Raw genomic sequence first — 19,642 nt, forward strand, 5'->3', positions numbered from 1 at the left:
GAGCTGCTGCGTCTGGACGGCGCGTGATATGGCTGCCAAAGCGATCGCCAGCGTGCTGAGCAACGTCCTCTCTGTGCGCACCCTTTTTTGTATGTACTAGCGCACTACCAAGCACGCCCGCGCGGCCGCATGCCGTGCCCCTTGCGCGTGCAGATAAGGAACAACAACATATGCGTAATTCTGTATCCGACGTCACCGACGCCGAGATCCTGGACGAGACCAGCGAGGCCATGGCCCAGGCTGCCTTCGATGCGGCCGACGAGGCCAGCGCCGCCGAGACCGTCGAGTTCGCTACCGAGAACCTGCCCGCCTTTGACGAGCTGGGTCTTTCGGACGAGATACTTCGTGTCATCGAGAACCTGGGTTACACGGCGCCGACGCCCGTGCAGGCCGGCTCGATCCCCGTGGTGCTCGAGGGCCGCGACCTGCTTGCCGCCGCTCAGACCGGCACCGGCAAGACGGCCGCCTTTTTGCTGCCGACCATGAACAATCTGGAGCACATCGCTCCTCCCAAACCTGTGCGCGAGCGCGGCGGCCGTAACCGTCGTCGCGGTGCTAAAAAGCCCGAGGGCAACGGCCGCGGCCCCGTGATGCTCGTCATCACCCCTACGCGCGAGCTCGCCCAGCAAATCGACGAGGTCGCGAGCAAGATCGCCGACGTCACCGGCCATGTTGCCGTGACCGTCGTGGGCGGCGTGAGCTACAAGCCGCAGACCGCTGCCCTCAAGTACGGCTGCGACATCCTGGTCGCAACGCCGGGCCGTCTGGTCGATCTGATCGAGCAGGGCGCTTGCCACCTGGACGAGGTCAAGGTGCTGGTGCTCGACGAAGCCGACCGCATGCTCGACATGGGCTTTTTGCCCGCCGTTCGCCGTATTGTGCGCGAGACGCCGGCCGAGCGCCAGACGCTGCTGTTTTCGGCGACCCTCGACGAGGAGGCCGTGGGCGAGATCACCGACCTAGTGAGCGACCCGGCCCGCGTGGAGATCGCGCCCGCCACGTCGACCGCCGACACCGTCGACCAGTTTGTGTTCCCGGTGTCCATCGAGGCCAAGAACAACCTGCTGCCCGAGTTCCTCAAAAAGGAAGGCCCGGAGCGCACCATCGTCTTTATGCGCACCAAGCACCGTGCCGACAGCTGCTGCCGTCGTCTGGAGCGCAAGGGCATCAAGGCTGCCGCGATTCATGGCAACCGCAGCCAGGCCCAGCGCGAGCGCGCACTTTCGGCCTTCCGCGACGGTACCGTCGACGTGCTGGTGGCAACCGACGTGCTCGCCCGCGGCATCGACATCAGCGACGTGCGCTACGTCGTGAACTTTGACGTGCCGGCCGAGCCGACCGACTACATCCACCGTATTGGCCGTACGGGCCGCGCCGGCGAGCTGGGCTGGGCCATCACGTTTGTGACCGAGCAGGACGTGGATGAGTTCTACGAGATCGAGAAGCTCATGGACAAGACTGCCGACATCTACGAGGCCGGCGACCTGCACGTGGGCCCCAATCCGCCCGCGGTTGACCCCGAGCGCGACCCTGCGGCCTTTAAGGTGAAGAAGAAGACCAAGCGCGGTAAGTCCAAGAGCAAGAAGAAGCTTGAGCAGGCGCGTCGCGACGGCAAGCGCAACGGCGACGATTACGGCGATGTGGCCGGTCGTTCCAACCGCGGTCGCGATGAGCGTCGTGGCGACAGCGAGCGCCCGAGCCGTCCCAAGCGCGGCGGCAAGACCCGCGTGCGCGAGGGCGTTCAGGCTCGCGTGGACGAGGCCGTGGAGAGCGTGGCCCGCGAGGTGGCTGCCGAGGAGCGTGCCGGTGCTGGTGCCGTCGAGCCGGCCCCGCGCGGCAACCGTGCCGAGCGCCGTGCCAAGCAGTTCCAGGGCGAGGCACATCGCCGTCGCCGCGAGGACGAGGACCGCGGCGGTCGTCGCCGTGTTGAGCGCGAGGAAGAGGGCCGTGGCTCGCGCGGCGGCAAGCGCGGCGCGGGCGACCGTCGTCGTTCCGGTCGCGATGACGAGCGCGGTGGCCGCGGCGGCGAGTGCCGTGGCGGCAAGCGCTTTGAAGAGCGCGGTGGCCGCGGCGGTGAGCGTCGCGAGGATGCTCGCGGCAATGGCGGCCGCAGTGGCGCCGGCCGTTCTGGCGAGTCGCGCGATCGTCGCGATCCGCGTGCCAGTCGAGATCGTCGCGATGACTGGCGCAACTACGACGATACCCGCGAAGAGCGCCGCGGCGGCTATCGCGGCGGACGTGGCAGCAACCAGGCCGGCTCCCGTGGTGGCCGTGCCGGCGGTCGCGATAACCGTGGCAGCTATGGCAACAGCCGTGGCGGCAAGCGCGGCGGCAGCTCCCGTCGTCCCGGTGACGGCGGCGGCAAGCGCAAGTAACATACGCGTCGCGCGGTAAGGCGACACGAGTTTGGGCCTCGAGCAGACTATGCTCGGGGCCCTTTTAGTGGGCTCAGTATTAGGTGGGGCGAGTCTTCTTCGCGGAAACGCGCGGAGACGGTCGTGGCAAGAGATACGGGCTATCGACCTAGTTGGAGATTCGCGTATGCGGGGGCCGACATCAACGCAGGGCATGAGGTTTTCTGCTGACGCGCCGCGGCCGCGGTGCCCGGGCGGACACGCCGGGGATTTCGCCCGCTGCCTGGCGCCCTTGCCGCCATCCGGCGTTCGCGCTCGCATTCTTTTGGATGCGGGCGTGTTTTTCGTGGCGCGCACGGGTCCCCCGGGGCGCGCCGTGCATTTTCGGGAGTTTTCAGCAAGCCGGGGTGGCTGCATACGCGCCGGAATCGTCTTTTTGAGCCAGCGGGATCCTTCGGCAGGCGATTTGGGTTGGCTGACGGCGTCCGGCGCGGCGATAACGCGCGTTTCGCGTCGCGCCGTGCCCCAAAACGACGCCAATCGCGCGGCGTCCACGATTCGCGGTACCGCCTGCGGGGGCCGCGATGCTGAAAACTCCGGTTTTTGCACGGTACAAGCGGGGGTACGTTGGGACGAGAAGGGGTGCCCCCGTCTTTTTATGCATGGCATAAGCGAAATTATGCAAGACAATAGGGCGCCATGCGCCGGATACCCAGCCTGGGCGCGCCATACGCCGACGCTTAGGCCCTCGATATCTCGGACATCATCACGCTCTAAATACTAACCCAGCAACAAAATAATCCGTCTTTTCTCCGTCCCCATGGGACCGGGTGTGGTATTCTATCTGCCGGGTATAACCTAGGAATACCAAGTAATACCAACGCCGCAGAAACAAACTCCAGATGCGGGCCAATCGGGTTGCCTTCACAGCCCGTCGCCCAGCCGCGTGGCCCGCATCTATCCGCACTACCGTTGTTTCAAAAAGGAAGCGCCATGGCAGAACACATGACCCCGGTTGTCGCGAAGGTCTTGCCCGAGGAAAAGGCGGCCTTCGCGGCGGCAACCCAGCTCGTGGGCACCACGCCGTCCAACGCCATCCGCATGTTTATCGCCGCGTTCAATCGCTGCGGCACCTTCCCGTTCGACATCTCGCCCAGCGGGGCCTTTGGCACTGCACCCGATTCTCATCAACAATGACTGTCCCAAACTGCCGGTACTTGGGGACGTTCATTTTCTGCCGGCAGTTAGGGTAGTCGTTGGGGACGTTCTTAAATGACTACCTGTCGGGAGGAGGTTGGCATGCTCAATGCGATGATTTGGGCGCTTGCCTGTTTTGGCGTCGTCGCTGTCGATATTGCCCTGAGCGTCGTTTTGTTCTCCGCCCTTGGCGTCGCATCGGTGTTCATGGGTTTTTCGATCGATGACCTCGACATTCAATTGCTTCAGGCCGCCGCTCAGACGGCGTCGTTTTTGATGGCGCTGCTGTGGTGGCGTTATCTGTGGCCGCGCTCGTTTATGGCGCGTTCGCAAAGCGAGCATCCGCTCGGCGGGGGAGCGCGTGGGGCGTGGAAACGCATCGCCTGCGTTATCGTGATCGGTCTTGCCCTGCAGGTGGTCGTTAGCTACGTGACCGACGCCGTGCTGTCGCTGTTGCCCGATGCCGCGGCCGACTACAGCGAGCTTGTCGAGGAAACGGGCATGGGCGATACCAGTCCTCTTGCCGTCCTGACCACGGTGCTCGGCGCGCCGTTTTGCGAAGAGCTCCTGGTGCGCGGTGTCATCTTTGAGTTTTCGCTGCGTGCGTTTAATCCCCAGTGCCGTCCGCTCTGGAAGCGCCGGCGTCGTGCGAGTGCGCAAGACGGCGCCATAGTGTCCTGGGCGGCCCCAAGCACGTGGGGTGTCGCCGCGGCGATTATGCTGCAGGCGGCAATCTTCGGTTTTATGCACATGAATTGGGTGCAGGGTTGCTACGCGGGTGCCGCCGCCCTCATCTTTGGTTGGGTGCTCGTGACGACCGGAAAGCTCCGCTACACGATCCTGCTGCACTTTGCTTTTAATGCCGGGTCGTATCTCATGGGCCTGCTGTGGTTTGTGAACACGCCGCTCGACGTGGCAATTACGGTCGCTATCGCCGGCGTCATCCTCGTTGAGGCAATGCGCTCGTTGCGCCACGCGTGTGGGATGGACGCAGCGAGCGCATTGTTGCCTTAGTTGCGCCTGCCGTCTCCGTTGGCACCCTGACGCCCCTGAGCCGCACGGTTGCGGCCGGCGGTGTTCTGCGCGCGCGACATGCCGCCGTGGCCCTTGCTGCCCTTGGGCCCCTTGGCTCCAGCGCCGCCAGTGCCACCGTGGCCCTTGCCGCCCTTCTTGCCGGTGCCATGTCCGCCGCCGGCAGATGTCTCGCCCGGGCGTGGCGGCACGGGGCGGATCAGGCAATGCTTGGTGTAGCCGATCAAATCGCGACGCCCGGCTTTCTCTAGCGCCTCGCGCACGAGCTTGTAGTTCTCGGGCTTGCGATACTGGATGAGCGCGCGCTGCATGGCCTTTTCGTGCGGGTCGCGCGCCACATAGATCGGCTCCATGGTGCGCGGGTCCACGCCGGTGTAGTACATGCACGTCGACATGGTGGACGGCGTGGGGTAGAAGTCCTGCACCTGCTCGGGCATGTAGCCCATGTCTCGCACGGCCTCGGCAAGGTCCACGGCTTCCTTCATCGTCGATCCGGGGTGGCTCGAGATCAGATACGGCACCACGTACTGCTTGAGTCCGTACTCGCGGTTCAAGCGTTCAAATTTGCGGCAGAATGCGTCGTAGACGGCTCGGCTCGGTTTGCCCATCACGGAAAGCACCGCGTCGCTCACGTGCTCGGGTGCTACGCGTAGCTGGCCCGAGACGTGGTGCTCCAGCAGCTCGCGCAAAAACTCGTCCGAGGCATCGGCCATGGTGTAGTCGAAGCGGATGCCGCTGCGGACAAAGACCTTCTTGACGCCCGGTAGCTGGCGCAGGTCGCGCAGCAGCTGGGTGTAGCCGCTCTCGTCGACCACCATGTTCTTGCACACGCTCGGCCACAGGCAGCGCTTGTTCTTGCATACGCCGTGCTTGAGCTGCTTGTCGCAGGCGGGACGGCTAAAGTTGGCCGTCGGCCCGCCCACGTCGTTGATATAGCCCTTAAACTCGGGATCGCGCGTGAGCAGCTCGGCCTCGCGCATGATCGAGTCGTGGCTGCGCATCTGCAGCACGCGACCCTGGTGGAAGGTGAGCGCGCAAAACGAGCACTCGCCAAAACAGCCGCGGTTGGAGCTGATCGAAAACTTGATCTCGGCAAAGGCCGGCACGCCGCCCGCTGCGTCGTAATCGGGATGCCAATCGCGTGCGTAGGGGAGTTCGGCAACCTCGTCCATCTCGTCGGTGGTGAGCGTCGCCGACGGCGGGTTCTGCACCACATAGACGCTGTTGGGGTAGGGCTCTACCAGGCGATGTCCGGTGATGGGGTCCATATTCTGCTGCTGCACGTTAAAGCTGCGCGCGTAGTTGAGCTTGTCGGCGGTAAGGTCGTCCCAACTGGGCAGCAGGTCATAGTCGTAGACCTCGTCGAGCGAACCCGTGCGGTAGACGGTGCCGTTGATATAGGTAATCTGATCGACGGGCAGTCCCGCGTCGAGCGCGTCGGCGATCTCGACAATCGCGTGCTCGCCCATGCCGTAGATGAGGATGTCGGCGCCCGAGTCGAGCAGTACCGAGCGCTTGAGCTTGTCCTGCCAGTAGTCGTAGTGGGCCAAGCGACGCAGGCTTGCCTCGATGCCGCCGATGATGATGGGGGCGTCTTTGAATGTCTGGCGGATGAGGTTGCCGTAGACCGTGACGGCACGGTTGGGGCGGTGTCCCTCCTCGCCACCGGGGGTATAGGCGTCGGTGTGGCGGCGGTGCTTGGTCACCGAATAGTGGTTGACCATGGAGTCCATGTTGCCGGCGCTGACGAGAAAGCCCAGGCGCGGCTTGCCGAGCACGGTGATGCTGGTGGGGTCGGTCCAGTCGGGTTGGCAGATGATGCCCACCTTGTAGCCGTGCGCGTCGAGGACGCGGCTGATGATGGCCATGCCAAAGCTGGGATGGTCCACGTAGGCGTCGCCGCAGATGTAGACAAAGTCGCACTGGTCCCAGCCGCGCGCATCCATGTCGGCGCGGCTGACGGGGAGGAACTTATCGCGGCCCGGGCGCCAGGGGCGGACAGGCGCTGCCGGGGCATGCGCGGGGCGCGAGCCCTGGGCTTTGCTTCCACGCTTTTGCTGCTGGCCGCGTTGGGCATGCTTGCCGTGCTGGTTGTGCTGAGCGTCCTGGGGCTTTTTTGCCACGATTCCTCCCGGTGTTTGTATGCTGCACGTAATTGTAACCAGTCTTTTTGGGACGGGGCTAAAAAGACTGGTGGAGTACACGAGGTGTCGGGTGTCGATGCCGCGCCCGCCGTTTGTTTCCAGACGGTGTATCTGCGCGTTGGGGAGTCCGTCTCGCGGGCGCGCCATGTTGTCAATGGGTTACAGTATGAACGGCGGCTATGTTTCCGCCAACGCACGAGAGGGTCGTCAACAAGGAGGGCGCACGACGATGCAGCGTGCCAAACAGATATCGGAGTCTATTGAGCTGGGCATCATCTTGGCGCTCGCCGGTGGCTTTATGGACGTTTATTCGTACATTGGGCGCGACCATGTTTTCGCCAACGCGCAGACGGGCAACATCTTGCTGGTGGGCGTGAGTATCTCGGAGGGCAATTGGGCGCTCGCGGGGCGCTATTTCTTCCCTGTGGTGTCGTTTGCCGTGGGCATTATGCTTGCCGACCTGGTACACGAACGGTTTGGCAGCGTGATTCACTGGCGCCAGGTGACGGTGTTCTTTGAAGCCGTCATCTTGCTGGGCGTGAGCTTTATCCCCGGTGGCGGCTACAACTTGCTTGCCAACTGCCTCATCTCGTTTGCCTGTGGTATGCAGGTCGAGAGCTTCCGCAAGATCCACGGTCACGGCATTGCCACGACCATGTGCATCGGTAACCTACGCAATGCGCTGCAAAACGTGGACGACTACATCATCACCCACAAGCGCGGCTTTTTGGAAAACGGCCTGCTGTACTTTGGCGTGATCTTTACCTTTGTGTTTGGCGCTGTGCTGGGAAACTGGTGTATTGAGCGCATGGGGCTGCACGCTATTGCGGTGGCGAGCGTGCTGCTGTTCGTGGCGTTTGCCATCATGTTTATCGACCGCGAGCGCGACCTGCGTTTTCGCTGGAAGCGCGCCTGCGAAGATTGGAAAGAGGCCTGCCAAAAATAGCGGCAGGATGTGGCAAGGGGCTGACCCCTTGCCACACTGATCAATAATGGGGAGGGGACGGTCATCTCGGCCGCCCCTTTTTGTTTAGTGGTCAGGCGGTGACGATACCAGTTGTTGAAACGCTTTAAATAATCTGACGTTCTCACGCGTTTTTCGCTTCAAAAGCGTTAGGATGGGAGCCATAGCGTGGGGCGTAATGGGTGCCCCGCACACGATGGGAGGCTATCAATGGCTAATCGTTTCGTTCTCAACACCATCTCTTATCATGGTTCCGGCGCTATCAAGGAGATCCCCGGCGAGCTCCAGCGTCGCGGCTACAAGAAGATTTTCGTCTGCTCCGACCCCGATCTGGTCAAGTTTGGCGTTACCGCTAAGGTGACCGACGAGCTCGATGCCGCCGGCATCGCTTGGAGCCTCTACTCCGAGATCAAGCCCAATCCCACTATCCAGAACGTCAAGGACGGCGTCGAGGCCTTCAAGGCCGCCGAGGCTGATGCTATCGTGACCGTCGGTGGCGGCTCCTCTATGGACACTGCCAAGGCCATCGGCATCATCATCAACAACCCCGAGTTCGCCGATGTCCGCAGCCTCGAGGGCGTTGCTCCCACTAAGAACCACGCCGTGTTCACCATCGCCGTGCCGACGACCGCCGGTACCGCTGCTGAGGTGACCATCAACTACGTCATCACCGACCCCGAGAAGGTCCGCAAGTTCGTGTGCGTCGACACCAACGACGCCCCCGAGGTCGCCGTCGTCGACCCCGACATGATGGCTTCCATGCCCGCCGGCCTGACCGCTTCCACCGGCATGGACGCTCTGACCCACGCCATCGAGGGCTACACCACCAAGGGCGCTTGGGAGCTCTCCGACATGTTCCACTTTGAGGCCATCAAGCTGATCAGCGAGAACCTGCGCGACTCCGTTGCCGAGGCCAAGTCCGGCCAGCCCGGCTCCGGCCGCGAGGGCATGGCTCTTGGTCAGTATGTTGCCGGCATGGGCTTCTCTAACGTTGGCTTGGGCATCGACCATGCCATGGCTCACACCCTGTCCGCTCACTACGACACTCCGCACGGCGTCGCTTGCGCCATGCTGCTGCCGATTGCCATGGAGTTCAACAAGCCGGTTTGCGCCGAGCGCCTGGCCAAGGTCGCCGTCGCCATGGGCGTTGACACCACGGGCATGAGCACCGATGAGGCTGCCGACGCCGCTATCGCCGCCGTTAAGCAGCTCTCCGCTGACGTGAACATCCCGCACGTCTGCGAGGCCATGAAGGCTGACGAGATCGAGGTCCTGGCCAAGGACGCCATGGCCGATGCCTGCTTCCCGGGCAACCCGCGTGAGGCGACGCTCGACGACGTCATCGAGCTCTTCAAGAAGATCTGCCCGGCTGCCTAGCCCAGTTTGGTGGTCCTTCGCCCGTAGGCGTATGGTCTTTTGACTTGCCGCTGGCCCCGCCGCGCTACGCACGGCGGGGCTTTTTGTGCTGCGTCGATGTCTTGGGACGGGTAAAACTAAAGCATGCTGCCCGCTGCGGATAGGTGGTGCACTTCCCAGCGTGCATTTTTGGGAGTATTCAGCAAGCTCTTAAAAATGCATAACGTTTTGAAGGGTCCGTAGTGGCCCACAGGCGCCCATCGACAGCCATTGTGGGCGGGCTATCGATGAGTGGAGGGGGTTGTTACTGAGTTTCTGCTTTGCGACGACCTGCAACACTGCTGTAACCGCGTCGTTTTGTCGTTCGCGATGGGGTCGTTGGGGCCCACGGTGCTGAATACTCCGTTTTTTGCACGGCCCAAGGTGGGGTACCCTGAGACGAAGCAAAAAGATTCCTCATTTCTATGCAGATACCGATAGGATTTATGCAAGATTGGGATTGTAAGACGTGCGCGTGCACAAAACCGGTGCGGGGACGTCGGGAGGCGGCTCGGCTCCTAGGGCATTGACCGTGCAGAACGGTTAAAATCGGGACTCGGTCTTAGTTTTACTTGGAAGGACGCATATGGCTTCTAATATTGATGCTTCTCTAGAGGAGACGCTCTCCTATATCGCGGGACAGCTTAAGACGCTGACTTCTATTGCTTCGCCTACGGGCTATACCCGTGCGGCGACTGATTATCTAATGGAAACGTTGCGCGATATGGGCTTTGGCCCCGAGCGTTCCAATAAGGGCAACGTGCTGGTTGAGCTTGGCGGCGAGGGCGAGCCGCTTGTGTTGGCGAGCCATGTCGATACCCTGGGCGCCATGGTGCGCTCCATTAAGGACAATGGTCGCCTGCGTCCCACGACGCTCGGCGGGCATCAGTGGTCTACGGCCGATGGCGAGAACTGCACCGTCTACACGCGCGATGGCAATGTGTACACGGGTGTGGTCCTCAATACCGAGCCTTCGGCGCACGTGGCCGACGAGCCGGTCAAGACCATCGAGAAGAACATGGAAATCCTGCTCGACGAGAACGTTGACAGCAAGGATGATGTGCTTGAGCTGGGCATTCAGACGGGCGACATCATCGCTATGGATCCGCGTACCACGGTGACGGAGAGCGGCTACATTAAGAGCCGCTTCTTGGACGACAAGCTGTCGGCCTCCATTTTGCTGGGCTTGGCGCGTGCCGTCGCCGCTGGCGAGGTGTCGCTTTCGCGCAAGGTGTCGCTGCTCTTTACGGTGTACGAGGAGGTCGGCCACGGTGGCGCTTTCGTGCCGGCCGACACGCGCGAGATGATCAGCGTTGACATGGGTTGCGTGGGTGACGATCTGGGCTGCACCGAGCGCATGGTGTCGATTTGCGCCAAGGATTCGGGCGGCCCCTACAACTACGATCTGGTGACCACGCTGTCCAATATCGCGCGCGAGCTGGAGCTCGATTACGCCATCGACGTGTACCCGCATTACGGCTCGGACGTTGAGGCCACGCTTTCTGCCGGCTACGACATCCGTCACGGCCTGATCGGCCCTGGCGTATACGCGAGCCACAACTACGAGCGCAGCCACATCGACGGCGTGCGCAATACCTACGAGCTGGTTCGTGCCTACGTTCAGCGCTAGGGGAGCAGCTTGCGACTCGGCTGACCAATCGCTAAAGCCCGATTTCTCGGGCTTTTTTCGCTTTAGGTCGTTTAGTATTATGATGTATCTAATCTATTAACTAAACGTGTAAATTACTTAACGAGGTGATGCGGTGTATGGATACGTCTGAGTACTTGTCTATGGGTGATGCTGCCCGCCTGCTGGGCGTTACGAAAGCCCGCATATCTCAACTTGCCGCATCGGGAACGCTCGCGTGCGATATTGTGGGCGGACGGAAGATGGTCGAGTACAATTCCGCGGTCGCTTATCAAAAGGTCCGCAAACGTGGACGCCGTCCTGCGGCCGATGTGGGGCGCAAGTTTACGCTGATGTCGGCCGACCATGAGGTCGCGCATGTCTCATTTGATCCGTCGCGCGAATTTCCCTTCGAAATCGCGGAGGTCCTCGATGCACAACGAATGCCGTTTGGCACGTGCTCGAGCTCTTCTCCTACGGTGAATAAACGGGAGCTCAACGTGTGGTGGAGCCATCGGTCAGTGCCCGATGTTCGCCCCGGACTCGTCTCGCGTTATCGTGAACTGGGAATTGCCAGTGGCATCGAGGTCCCGGTTCGGTGCCTGGGCCTCTCGCTTTCGGATTGCTATTGGCTGCGGCCGGCAGAATGCGACGGGCTCAAATGGCGAAACCTCAATTACTTCGAGAATGATTTTGAGCGATCGGCGCCCGAGGGACGTTCGGGTTGGCTGGAGGGCATCGGTCTTAAAAATCCCGACAACACATCCGAGGGCGAGCTTCCTAAATCGTGGATGATTCGCAATGCTGTTCGCGTTCTGGTCAAGGGGTGCGGCATGGACGATCAGCGTCCCTTTAACGAGGCGGTTGCAACGGCTCTACATCGTCGCTTGTTGTCGGAGGGCGAGTTTGTTCCTTATACGGTTGAGCGGATGTTCGATGGCCCTGTGTGTCTGTGCGACGACTTTCTTGACGGCCGCGAGGAATACGTTCCGGCTGTTTACGTTAAGGGCGCACTTGGTAGCCAGCGGGGAAACTCGACATACGACCGGTACTGCCGCTTCCTTGGTAAGCATGGAGCAGACGAGGCTGCCGTGAGAAGGTCTATGTCGCAGATGATTGTCTGCGATGCCCTTTTGGCCAACAGCGATCGCCATTGGCGAAACTTCGGCATCATCCGCAATGTCGACACCCTGGAGATAAGGCCTGCTCCGCTGTTCGATAGCGGCAACTGCCTATGGTACAACGTACCAACTGCCGTGCTCGCAGCTGGGGAGTTTGGGTTTTCTGCTAAGCCGTTTGGGCCCGACCCTTCCGTCCAGCTGGCGCTTGCGGACTCACTCGATTGGTTCGATTCATCGCGGCTCAACGGATTTGTTGATGAGGCGATCGAGATTCTTTCGCAGAGCGAATGGGCCACAGCGGAGGGCCGGCTCGAGTCCATTTGCCGCGGCCTCGAGCGTCGCGTTATCGAGGTGAATGCTGCTGTTGAAGTGCTTCGACACGTGCGGCGATAATCCTGCGGCTACCTGATGGCGGCGGTTACCGTGCCGCCGCCCAGGACGACGTCGCCGCGATAGATAACGACGGCCTGGCCGGGGGCGATGGCTCGCTGCGGCTCGTCAAAGGTCAGAAGCATCTGTCCGTCGGCGCCACGTGTAAGGGTCGCTGCCTGGTCCTTTTGACGGTAACGGTACTTGGTGCCCACGCGAATGTCGCCGGACGTGAGCTCTGCCTCCATACGGTCGGCAGGGGCACTCCAAATCCAGTCGTTGGCCGTGAGCGCTGTCGCCGTCAGGTCCTCAGCCTCGCCCAGATGCACAATGTTGTTGGCGGCATCGACGCCCGTTACATACACGGGGCGCGCCATCGCGACGCCCAGGCCCTTGCGCTGGCCGACGGTATAGCGCAGTGCGCCGTCGTGGCGTCCGACCACGCTGCCGTCGCGCCATACAATATCGCCCGGCTCGGCGGCATGCCCGCAGCGGCGCTCGATATAGCCCGCGTAGTCGCCGTCCGCGATAAAACAGATATCCTCGCTCTCGGCCTTCTTGGCGTTGATGAAGCCCTGCTCGGCGGCAATGCGGCGCACGTCGCGCTCTTTGTCCAACCCTGCCAGCGGAAAGATTGTGCGTGCCAGGCGCTCTTGCGTGAGCGAATACAAAAAGTAACTCTGGTCCTTCTTGGAGTCTTCGCCGCGGTGCAGCTGCCAGGTGCCATCGGGCGCTTGGCTCGTTTTGGCGTAGTGACCCGTGGCAATGTAGTCACAGCCCATATCGAGCGCCGCGTCGAGCAGCGCGCCAAACTTAATATGGCGGTTGCAGATGATGCACGGGTTGGGCGTCAGCCCCTCCTGATAGGCAGTCACGAAGCGCTCGATAACGTTGCGGTCGAAGGCCTGCTGCAGGTCGAGCACATGGTGAGGTATCCCCAGGCGATCGGCGACGGCCTTTGCATCGGCGATGTCACGGTCGACCTTGCTCATGCCCGTGACGGGATCGGGCGCAGGGCAGGTGAGGCGCATAGTGGCTCCGACGCATTCGTAGCCTTGGCACTTGAGCAGATAGGCAGTCACGCTGGAATCGACGCCGCCGCTCATGGCGACGAGCACGCGCTTGTTGTGCATGGGGAGGTTCTCCTTGGTGGCATGTGGCCAAAAAAGAAAAGCGGCGCGGGAGGCTGGTTCCGCGCCGCAGACATTGTAGCAAGTTCGGACGTCTCGTGGGACACCCTGACGGGATGGGCTCAGACCGCCGGGAGAGAGAGGAGGCAGGTTCGTCCCTGAGCTCAACCTATGGGAAAAAGGCTCTAGTCCTGGAACAGTGCCGTGGACAGGTAGCGCTCACCGGTATCGGCGAGCAGTGCCACGATGGTCTTGCCCTCGTTCTCGGGGCGCTTGGCTAGCTGCAGCGCGGCCCACACGGCGGCACCGGACGAAATGCCCACGAGCACGCCCTCCTTGTGGCCCACGGCGCGGCCGGTGGCAAAGGCGTCGTCGTTCTCGACGGGGATGATCTCGTCATAGACCTGGGTGTCGAGGACGTCGGGCACAAAGCCGGCACCGATGCCCTGAATCTTGTGCGGACCGGCCTGGCCCTTGGAGAGTACCGGGGAGGTGGCGGGCTCGACGGCGACAACCTGAATCTCGGGGTTCTGCTCCTTGAGGAACTCGCCCACACCGGTCACGGTGCCGCCGGTGCCAACGCCGGCGACGAAAATGTCGACCTTGCCGTCGGTGTCGTCCCAGATCTCGGGGCCGGTCGTGGCCTTATGGATGGCGGGGTTGGCGGGGTTCACGAACTGGCCGGCGATGATGCTGTTGGGAGTCTCCTTCTGCAGCTCCTCGGCCCTGGCGATGGCGCCCTTCATGCCCTTGGAGCCGTCGGTGAGCACGAGCTGTGCGCCGTATGCCTGCATAAGCTTGCGGCGCTCGACGGACATGGTTTCGGGCATGGTGATGATCACCTTGTAGCCGCGAGCCGCCGCCACCGAGGCGATGCCGACGCCGGTGTTGCCGCTCGTGGGCTCGATGATGGTATAGTCGCCGCCGCGCACGAGCTTGCCGGCCTTCTCGGCCTCGTCAATCATGTTCTTGGCGACGCGGTCTTTGACGGACCCGGCGGGGTTGAAGTATTCCAATTTGACGAGCACGCGGGCCTTAAGGTCCTCATCGGCCTCAAAGTGAGTGAGCTCCAAAAGCGGGGTGTGGCCGATAAGCTGATCGATGGACGTATAAACCTTGCTCATGGTGAACCTCCAAAGTGTTCAAATGACTGGATACCGTGTGGTTTTACGGTGGCCTAGTAGATAAACCCATAAACCTTATAGGTTGTTTGTTTAGCTGTTGGCAAGCATAGTAGACACTAAAGCCTAGTAATGCAATAGGAAATAGGAGATTATTACGAGCTGATTAACCACCTTGACTGGAATGGGTATTTTCAAAGCCAATTTTTCGGCTAGAATTTCAACGGATTAAAAGACCGAAAGGCAGCACTATATATGTTGGTTTCTACTAAGGGCAGGTACGCCCTGCGCGTTATGGTCGACCTGGCCGAGCACCAGGCGGCCGGCCGCATCCCGCTCAAAGAGATCGCGGCGCGACAGGGGATTTCCGAGAAATATCTCGAGAACATCTTGGCTACGCTCGTGCGCGCCAACATGCTCTCGGGCATGCGTGGCAAGGGCGGCGGCTACGTGCTCACGCGCCCGCCCGAGCAGTACACGGTGGGAGAGATCTTGCGCCTGACCGAGGGCAGCCTGGCGCCGGTCGCCTGCCTGGATGGCGACTGCAAGGGCTGCTCGCGATCTGACGAGTGCCCCACGCTCGACGTGTGGAAGAACCTGGACAAGCTCATCAACGACTACCTCGACGGTGTGACGCTCGATGCGCTCGTCGCCCCCAACGGGGGCTACGACTACGTCATCTAGCCCCACCAGCCATTTGGGGACGGGGTAGAAATGGTAGATTCTTTTGTCCTCGGAGGCTTGACAAAGGCGAAGGCCGTCCATCGTTGCGATGGACGGCCTTCGTTTTGGCGTGTTGTGGCGGTCCGTATCCGGTTGCTTTAGTTCCTGGCGATGCTGTCGAAGATGCTTCGAGTGATGGACACCAAAATGCTACCCATAAAGGCCGACCCAAAGCTGGCAATGGAGATGCCCGCACCCAGCAGATTTACCGATAGGTAGCTGGCAAGCTCGAGCATAAAGCTGTTGACTACAAGCTGAAAAATACCCAGCGTGATAATGGTGAGCGGCAGCGAGATGACCGTCAGGAGCGGCTTGACGAGCGAGTCGACGACGTTGAGGAACAGTCCCACAAAGGCAAAGCAGACCCAGGCGTCGGCCATGCCGAAGGGCTGAATGCCGGGGACGAGGAACGTGGCGATCGCGATAGCGATTGAGGTCAAAAGCCAGTTGAGCAAGAAGCGCATGGTGGGTTCCTTTCCGGTGCGCGTGACGTGTTGGTGGCGCGTAAGCTTGTTTGCCGCGGCGAATCGGATGGTTGCCTTGGCGTGCGCCTCTGCGTTGGGCGCCCATTGTCTCAGATATTCGTGGAGCTTGCGTGCGCATTCGGTTTCAAAACGGCGTTCGTCCTAAAAAACGCGCCGCTGACAGAGAGTCTTGTCACTTTAGTTTGGTGGTGTGCTAAACTGCTACGGGCAAAAGCTACATGCGTTGCCCTATTGCATAGAATGGGCGAACGATGCCCGGTGCCAGTATCAACTTCGATGCCTTTTGGCGGGTTTGGCGGTGATCGATGAATATCGAGAACATGTTTGACAAGCCTGATGTCAAGCAGCTAGTCCACGCATTTAGTCTTTTGGACGACGAGAAAGATATCCAAGCGTTTTTGACCGATATCTGCACACCGCGCGAGATTTGCGATCTATCGCAGCGTCTGCAGGTCGCGCGCTACCTGGACGAGGGCGAGCCCTATGTCGAGGTTCAGGTCCGTACCGGCGCTTCGTCCACCACGGTGAGCCGTGTATCCAAGGCGCTCAACGGCGAGTACGGTGGCTACCGCAAGATCCTCATTAAGCTGGAGGATGGCGAATAGGCCGCGGCAAAACGAATTGTGAAAAACCGCTCCTCCGGGGGCGGTTTTTATATGCCGAATAATTGGTGCAAAGGGGCCAGGTTCGCTTGCACCAATGTGGCGCAAGCGAACCTGTCCCCCTTGCACCGACGGACGAGTCTGCCCCCTTGGCACCAATGTGGTGCAAAGCGACTTGTCTCCAAAGCGCCAAAAGATGAAGCTGCGGTGGCAATGTGTCCGCTTGGGCGGGTAGGATGGATGCATTGATTATTGCGAACAGTTTGAGTGGAGGGCCATGCCTGTTCGAATCTATACCACTAATGCCGGCACGGATTTGAGCGATGCCGAATCGGCGCTGCTTGCCGACCTTATTGCCCGCCACGGGCGTGCCGTGCTGCTGGCGCCAACGTTTGCCGAGCTCGACCTGTGCCGTCATGATGCGGCGGAAGCCGGCGTTTCGCTGGGCATCGATTACAAGACGCCCGCGTCGTGGCTTCGCTCGCTTTGGGAGCTTTTGGGCGACGGGCGCGGTTTCGTCGACAACCTGCAGCGCCAGATGCTGTTTTCGGACATGGTCACGCGTCTCGATGATGTCGACCTGCAGCCGCTTTCGCGCAGCCAGGGCACGGTGCGCATGCTTGCGCGCATGGCCCGCGATGTGCTGCCAGGTGTGGCGGGGACAGCTGCCGAGCGATGCCGTGGCAACAATTGCCGGCCTGAGCCAAAAAGCGATGCCGAGGCTCGTGTGTTCGAGCTTTTGCGTGCCTACGCGGGCGGTTTGGACCGTCGAGATATGGTCGAGCCCTGCGAGGCGGCTGACATTATGGCCAGCGCCCTGGCCGATAATCTGCCGGCGTGCGCCCGTGCCGTCTGTGTACGCGGCGTCACGTCGTTTACGCACGGTCTGCTCGAGCTGCTGTCTGCTGTGGCGAACAGTGGGGGAGAGGTCGTCGTGCTGCTTGCTCGCGAGCAGGCGGCGATGCGCGAGGAACTTGCCGCGGCATTTGATGCCAGCGGTGTGCTGTTTGAGGTCGCGCCGCTGGGGGAGGACGCCGTCGCGTCTGATGCCGCTTGTGGAGCTACCGCTCAGCCTGCCTTTATTGAGGTCGCTGGCCCCCACGCCCGTGCTCATGCTTATGCGGACGCAATTGATGATCTGGTAAAAGCGTGCCAGGGTTTCGGGGCCGACGATACCGCCGGCCTCTCCGCCGACCCCGTACGCGTGCTCGTTGTTTCTGCCCGGGCACCCCAGCTGTTCGGTGAGCTCGCCTCTCGTCTGGCGGCTCGTCATATCGCTGCCGAGACAACTGAATTCACGGCGTTTTCCCAATCCATTGCGGGCAGGCAGTTTGCGGCGCTTGCCAGCTTGATCGAGCGCATGAAGGCGGCCGATGAGGGTGTGGCGTCAAAGACCGAGTGGTGGCCCGCGCCGGAGCTTACCGACTGGATCTACAGCCCGCTTTCGGGCGCTGATGCAGCCAATGCCCGTATCTTCGATAAGAATATGCGTCTCTCGCGTAGCAAGACTACCGCGGGCGCTAAGAGCCTGCTGCAGAGCGTGCAAGGCCAGGTGAGGGGCGCACGCAAGGCGGCGAGCGACGAAAACTGGTTTAAGAACGTACCGTGTGTGGTCTCGGACGTGTTCCAGGCACTGTGGCGCGACAAGCCCGTGACGGCGGTCAAGGCCATGCTTGCCGTTGCCGAGGCGTTGCCCGATCGCTCGCTGGGCAGCCTGGATGGCCAAGCTCGTCGCCAAGCGGAGACGGCCCTGCTGCGCCACGCCATCGACATCCTTATGAATGACGCCCGCGCGCTCGACGTGTCGCAGGCCGCGACCGTGCCCGTGCTCGATGGCATTCGCACCAAGGTGGACAAGCGTAGCACCGCCTACGATTACGAGACCTACGAGGTTGACGGTGCGCCACGTGCCCAGGTTCGCTTTGCCTCGCTTGCCGATGCGGCGGCTCTGCGCCCCGGCAGCTACGATGCCGTGCTGTTTGCCGATGTCGATCTGGACAGCTATCCGCTCTCACACGAGGAAGGACCGTTGGCCACGTTGGCTGCGAGCCTTGGTCGCGAGGGCGTGACGCTTGAGCCTGCGGCCTTGTTGCGCGTGCGCTTTGGCCACGCGATGCAGGCGGCACGTGGCCCGGTTGCGCTTGCGCGCGTGACGCACGATCGCCAGGCGCGCGAGTGCTATCCGGCTGCCGTGTGGACCGAGTTGCGGGCGCATGCCGAGGCCACCGGTGCCGCTCAGGTGACATGCGTGGGCGAGGGCGATATCGTAGGTGATTTTGACCCTGCAGCCGGCAAGGGCCTCAAGCGCGAGCGCGTGGCATGCGAGGCTCCTCAGCATTTGAGCGAGGCGGCCGTGCCATATCTGGTCTTGCGCCATCGGGAGGGCGAGGGCGAGGACGCGCCGCTTGTACCGCGTCTGACGTCTGCCTCGCAGATCGAGGCCTATTCCACCTGCCCGCTGTGCTGGTTCGTCTCGTATCGCGTTAAGCCCCAGTCTATCGACGCGGGTTTTGGCAACATGGAGAAGGGCAACTTTGTCCACGACGTGCTGGAACATCTGCATGCCCGTTTGCCCCAAGAGGGCATGGAGCGTGTGACGCCCGAAAACCTGCCGCGTGCGCAGGAGCTGCTGCACGAGGTCTTTGCCGAGACCTTGGCCGAGCACGCCGGCAAGCGTGGCAACGAGGGCCCGCTGGTGCCGCTCTCGCCGGTGGAGGAGCGCCAGGTTGCCGAGATCTTGCCGCAGCTGGAGGGCGTGCTTGCTTACGAGTCCGAGGCGCTTGCCCCCTTCGCTCCGCGCTACCTGGAGTTTGCGTTCAACGAGCTCCAGGTCGAGTATGCCGGCTGGCCGCTCGGCGGGCGCATCGACCGCGTGGATGTGGATGCCGAGAATCGCGCTGTGGTGATTGACTACAAGCATCGCACGGGCGTTGAGGAGTTTAAGCTCGCCGACCCCACGGTGCGCGACGAGGAATCGGGCACGGCGCCCATCGACGATCCGCGCTGGTTGCCGCCACATACCCAAACGCTCATCTACGCCCAGGCCATGCGCCGGGCGCTGGATTTGGATACCCGTGCGGCGCTCTATTTTTCGACCAAGGGCGGCAAGCCGGCGTTGCGCGGTGCCGCGAGCGCCGAGCTGCTCGAGGAAGAGCGTGGCGACGGTCGCATCCCGGGCCTTAAGAAAGGTTTTCCCGGCGAGGGTGGCAGCATGGACTTCGACGCCCTGCTCGATCGCGTGGAGGCCGGCATCGCCGAGCGCTTGCGCGAACTCGAGGCGGGCAACGTCACTGCTGTCGACCCGGCGTCGACGCAGGCCGCGCATGCCCGCTGCTCGTATAACCACGAAGGAACGTTTGTAAGGAGGGACGTGTAGAC

The 19,642-nt window shown here is 61.9% G+C and carries 14 protein-coding genes; 10 read left to right on the top strand and 4 right to left on the bottom strand.

Translation table 11 applies throughout. The features are described from left to right. Window positions 1-170: 170 nt before the first annotated feature. The 3 genes from ACQRAJ_RS03335 to ACQRAJ_RS03345 all read left to right on the top strand — a co-directional run bounded on the left by ACQRAJ_RS03335 (window position 171) and on the right by ACQRAJ_RS03345 (window position 4,565). Entirely contained in the window at window positions 171-2,375 is a 2,205-nt protein-coding gene (locus ACQRAJ_RS03335) for a DEAD/DEAH box helicase (protein WP_427747718.1), read from the top strand. Between the two features lie 972 nt (window positions 2,376-3,347). Beyond that, the gene (locus ACQRAJ_RS03340) at window positions 3,348-3,551 is read left to right on the top strand and encodes a type II toxin-antitoxin system RelB/DinJ family antitoxin (protein ID WP_117647680.1); all 204 of its coding nucleotides are present in this window, start codon (window positions 3,348-3,350) and stop codon (window positions 3,549-3,551) included. Between the two features lie 102 nt (window positions 3,552-3,653). Continuing rightward, window positions 3,654-4,565, top strand: a complete 912-nt coding sequence (locus ACQRAJ_RS03345; RefSeq protein ID WP_427747719.1) for a CPBP family glutamic-type intramembrane protease — start codon at window positions 3,654-3,656, stop codon at window positions 4,563-4,565. Here the strand turns inward: ACQRAJ_RS03345 and ACQRAJ_RS03350 are convergent. Beyond that, complete coding sequence (locus ACQRAJ_RS03350) at window positions 4,562-6,706, bottom strand: YgiQ family radical SAM protein (RefSeq protein ID WP_427747720.1); 2,145 nt, start codon at window positions 6,704-6,706, stop codon at window positions 4,562-4,564. The genes ACQRAJ_RS03345 and ACQRAJ_RS03350 overlap by 4 nt on opposite strands. 250 nt (window positions 6,707-6,956) lie before the next feature. Between ACQRAJ_RS03350 and ACQRAJ_RS03355 the strand changes: the two genes are divergently transcribed. The 4 genes from ACQRAJ_RS03355 to ACQRAJ_RS03370 all read left to right on the top strand — a co-directional run bounded on the left by ACQRAJ_RS03355 (window position 6,957) and on the right by ACQRAJ_RS03370 (window position 12,227). After that, on the top strand, window positions 6,957-7,673 hold the full coding sequence (locus ACQRAJ_RS03355) for a YoaK family protein (RefSeq protein ID WP_154515938.1): 717 nt from the start codon (window positions 6,957-6,959) through the stop codon (window positions 7,671-7,673). Between the two features lie 228 nt (window positions 7,674-7,901). Continuing rightward, window positions 7,902-9,068: a lactaldehyde reductase gene (gene fucO / locus ACQRAJ_RS03360; protein WP_154515935.1), complete on the top strand. Its 1,167-nt coding sequence runs from the start codon at window positions 7,902-7,904 to the stop codon at window positions 9,066-9,068. Window positions 9,069-9,672: 604 nt separating this feature from the next. Then, the gene (locus tag ACQRAJ_RS03365; RefSeq protein WP_427717792.1) at window positions 9,673-10,716 is read left to right on the top strand and encodes a M42 family metallopeptidase; all 1,044 of its coding nucleotides are present in this window, start codon (window positions 9,673-9,675) and stop codon (window positions 10,714-10,716) included. 137 nt (window positions 10,717-10,853) lie between these two features. Continuing rightward, the gene (locus ACQRAJ_RS03370) at window positions 10,854-12,227 is read left to right on the top strand and encodes a hypothetical protein (protein ID WP_427747721.1); all 1,374 of its coding nucleotides are present in this window, start codon (window positions 10,854-10,856) and stop codon (window positions 12,225-12,227) included. 8 nt (window positions 12,228-12,235) lie between these two features. On the opposite strand, the gene mnmA is transcribed toward ACQRAJ_RS03370, so the two are convergent. Continuing rightward, window positions 12,236-13,501, bottom strand: a complete 1,266-nt coding sequence (gene mnmA, locus ACQRAJ_RS03375) for a tRNA 2-thiouridine(34) synthase MnmA (RefSeq protein ID WP_427747722.1) — start codon at window positions 13,499-13,501, stop codon at window positions 12,236-12,238. Between the two features lie 17 nt (window positions 13,502-13,518). Then, window positions 13,519-14,457 carry a cysteine synthase A gene (gene cysK / locus ACQRAJ_RS03380; RefSeq protein WP_154515926.1) on the bottom strand — a complete coding sequence of 313 codons (939 nt, stop codon included), beginning with the start codon at window positions 14,455-14,457 and terminating at the stop codon, window positions 13,519-13,521. Between the two features lie 252 nt (window positions 14,458-14,709). Here cysK and ACQRAJ_RS03385 point away from each other — a divergent pair, with 252 nt between their 5' ends. Continuing rightward, the gene (locus ACQRAJ_RS03385; RefSeq protein ID WP_154515923.1) at window positions 14,710-15,138 is read left to right on the top strand and encodes an RrF2 family transcriptional regulator; all 429 of its coding nucleotides are present in this window, start codon (window positions 14,710-14,712) and stop codon (window positions 15,136-15,138) included. Window positions 15,139-15,275: 137 nt separating this feature from the next. On the opposite strand, the gene ACQRAJ_RS03390 is transcribed toward ACQRAJ_RS03385, so the two are convergent. Continuing rightward, window positions 15,276-15,641 (bottom strand): phage holin family protein, encoded by a 366-nt coding sequence (locus ACQRAJ_RS03390; RefSeq protein WP_427717799.1) that lies wholly within the window; start codon window positions 15,639-15,641, stop codon window positions 15,276-15,278. Window positions 15,642-15,967: 326 nt separating this feature from the next. On the opposite strand from ACQRAJ_RS03390, the gene ACQRAJ_RS03395 reads away from it, so the two are divergent. Together ACQRAJ_RS03395 and ACQRAJ_RS03400 are read left to right on the top strand one after the other, a co-directional pair. Next, complete coding sequence (locus tag ACQRAJ_RS03395) at window positions 15,968-16,267, top strand: YerC/YecD family TrpR-related protein (RefSeq protein ID WP_154515917.1); 300 nt, start codon at window positions 15,968-15,970, stop codon at window positions 16,265-16,267. 274 nt (window positions 16,268-16,541) lie between these two features. Next, window positions 16,542-19,640: a PD-(D/E)XK nuclease family protein gene (locus tag ACQRAJ_RS03400; RefSeq protein WP_427747723.1), complete on the top strand. Its 3,099-nt coding sequence runs from the start codon at window positions 16,542-16,544 to the stop codon at window positions 19,638-19,640. The last annotated feature ends 2 nt before the right edge of the window (window positions 19,641-19,642 follow it).

Origin of the sequence: Collinsella sp. SGI.184, from assembly GCF_050313415.1 — a bacterium.
Taxonomy (GTDB): domain Bacteria; phylum Actinomycetota; class Coriobacteriia; order Coriobacteriales; family Coriobacteriaceae; genus Collinsella.

Coding starts and splice junctions, on each gene's coding strand:
- ACQRAJ_RS03335 (WP_427747718.1), top strand. CDS start 171: ATGCGTAATTCTGTATCCGACGTCACCGACGCCGAGATCCTGGACGAG.
- ACQRAJ_RS03340 (WP_117647680.1), top strand. CDS start 3,348: ATGGCAGAACACATGACCCCGGTTGTCGCGAAGGTCTTGCCCGAGGAA.
- ACQRAJ_RS03345 (WP_427747719.1), top strand. CDS start 3,654: ATGCTCAATGCGATGATTTGGGCGCTTGCCTGTTTTGGCGTCGTCGCT.
- ACQRAJ_RS03355 (WP_154515938.1), top strand. CDS start 6,957: ATGCAGCGTGCCAAACAGATATCGGAGTCTATTGAGCTGGGCATCATC.
- fucO (WP_154515935.1), top strand. CDS start 7,902: ATGGCTAATCGTTTCGTTCTCAACACCATCTCTTATCATGGTTCCGGC.
- ACQRAJ_RS03365 (WP_427717792.1), top strand. CDS start 9,673: ATGGCTTCTAATATTGATGCTTCTCTAGAGGAGACGCTCTCCTATATC.
- ACQRAJ_RS03370 (WP_427747721.1), top strand. CDS start 10,854: ATGGATACGTCTGAGTACTTGTCTATGGGTGATGCTGCCCGCCTGCTG.
- cysK (WP_154515926.1), bottom strand. CDS start 14,457: ATGAGCAAGGTTTATACGTCCATCGATCAGCTTATCGGCCACACCCCG.
- ACQRAJ_RS03385 (WP_154515923.1), top strand. CDS start 14,710: ATGTTGGTTTCTACTAAGGGCAGGTACGCCCTGCGCGTTATGGTCGAC.
- ACQRAJ_RS03390 (WP_427717799.1), bottom strand. CDS start 15,641: ATGCGCTTCTTGCTCAACTGGCTTTTGACCTCAATCGCTATCGCGATC.
- ACQRAJ_RS03395 (WP_154515917.1), top strand. CDS start 15,968: ATGAATATCGAGAACATGTTTGACAAGCCTGATGTCAAGCAGCTAGTC.
- ACQRAJ_RS03400 (WP_427747723.1), top strand. CDS start 16,542: ATGCCTGTTCGAATCTATACCACTAATGCCGGCACGGATTTGAGCGAT.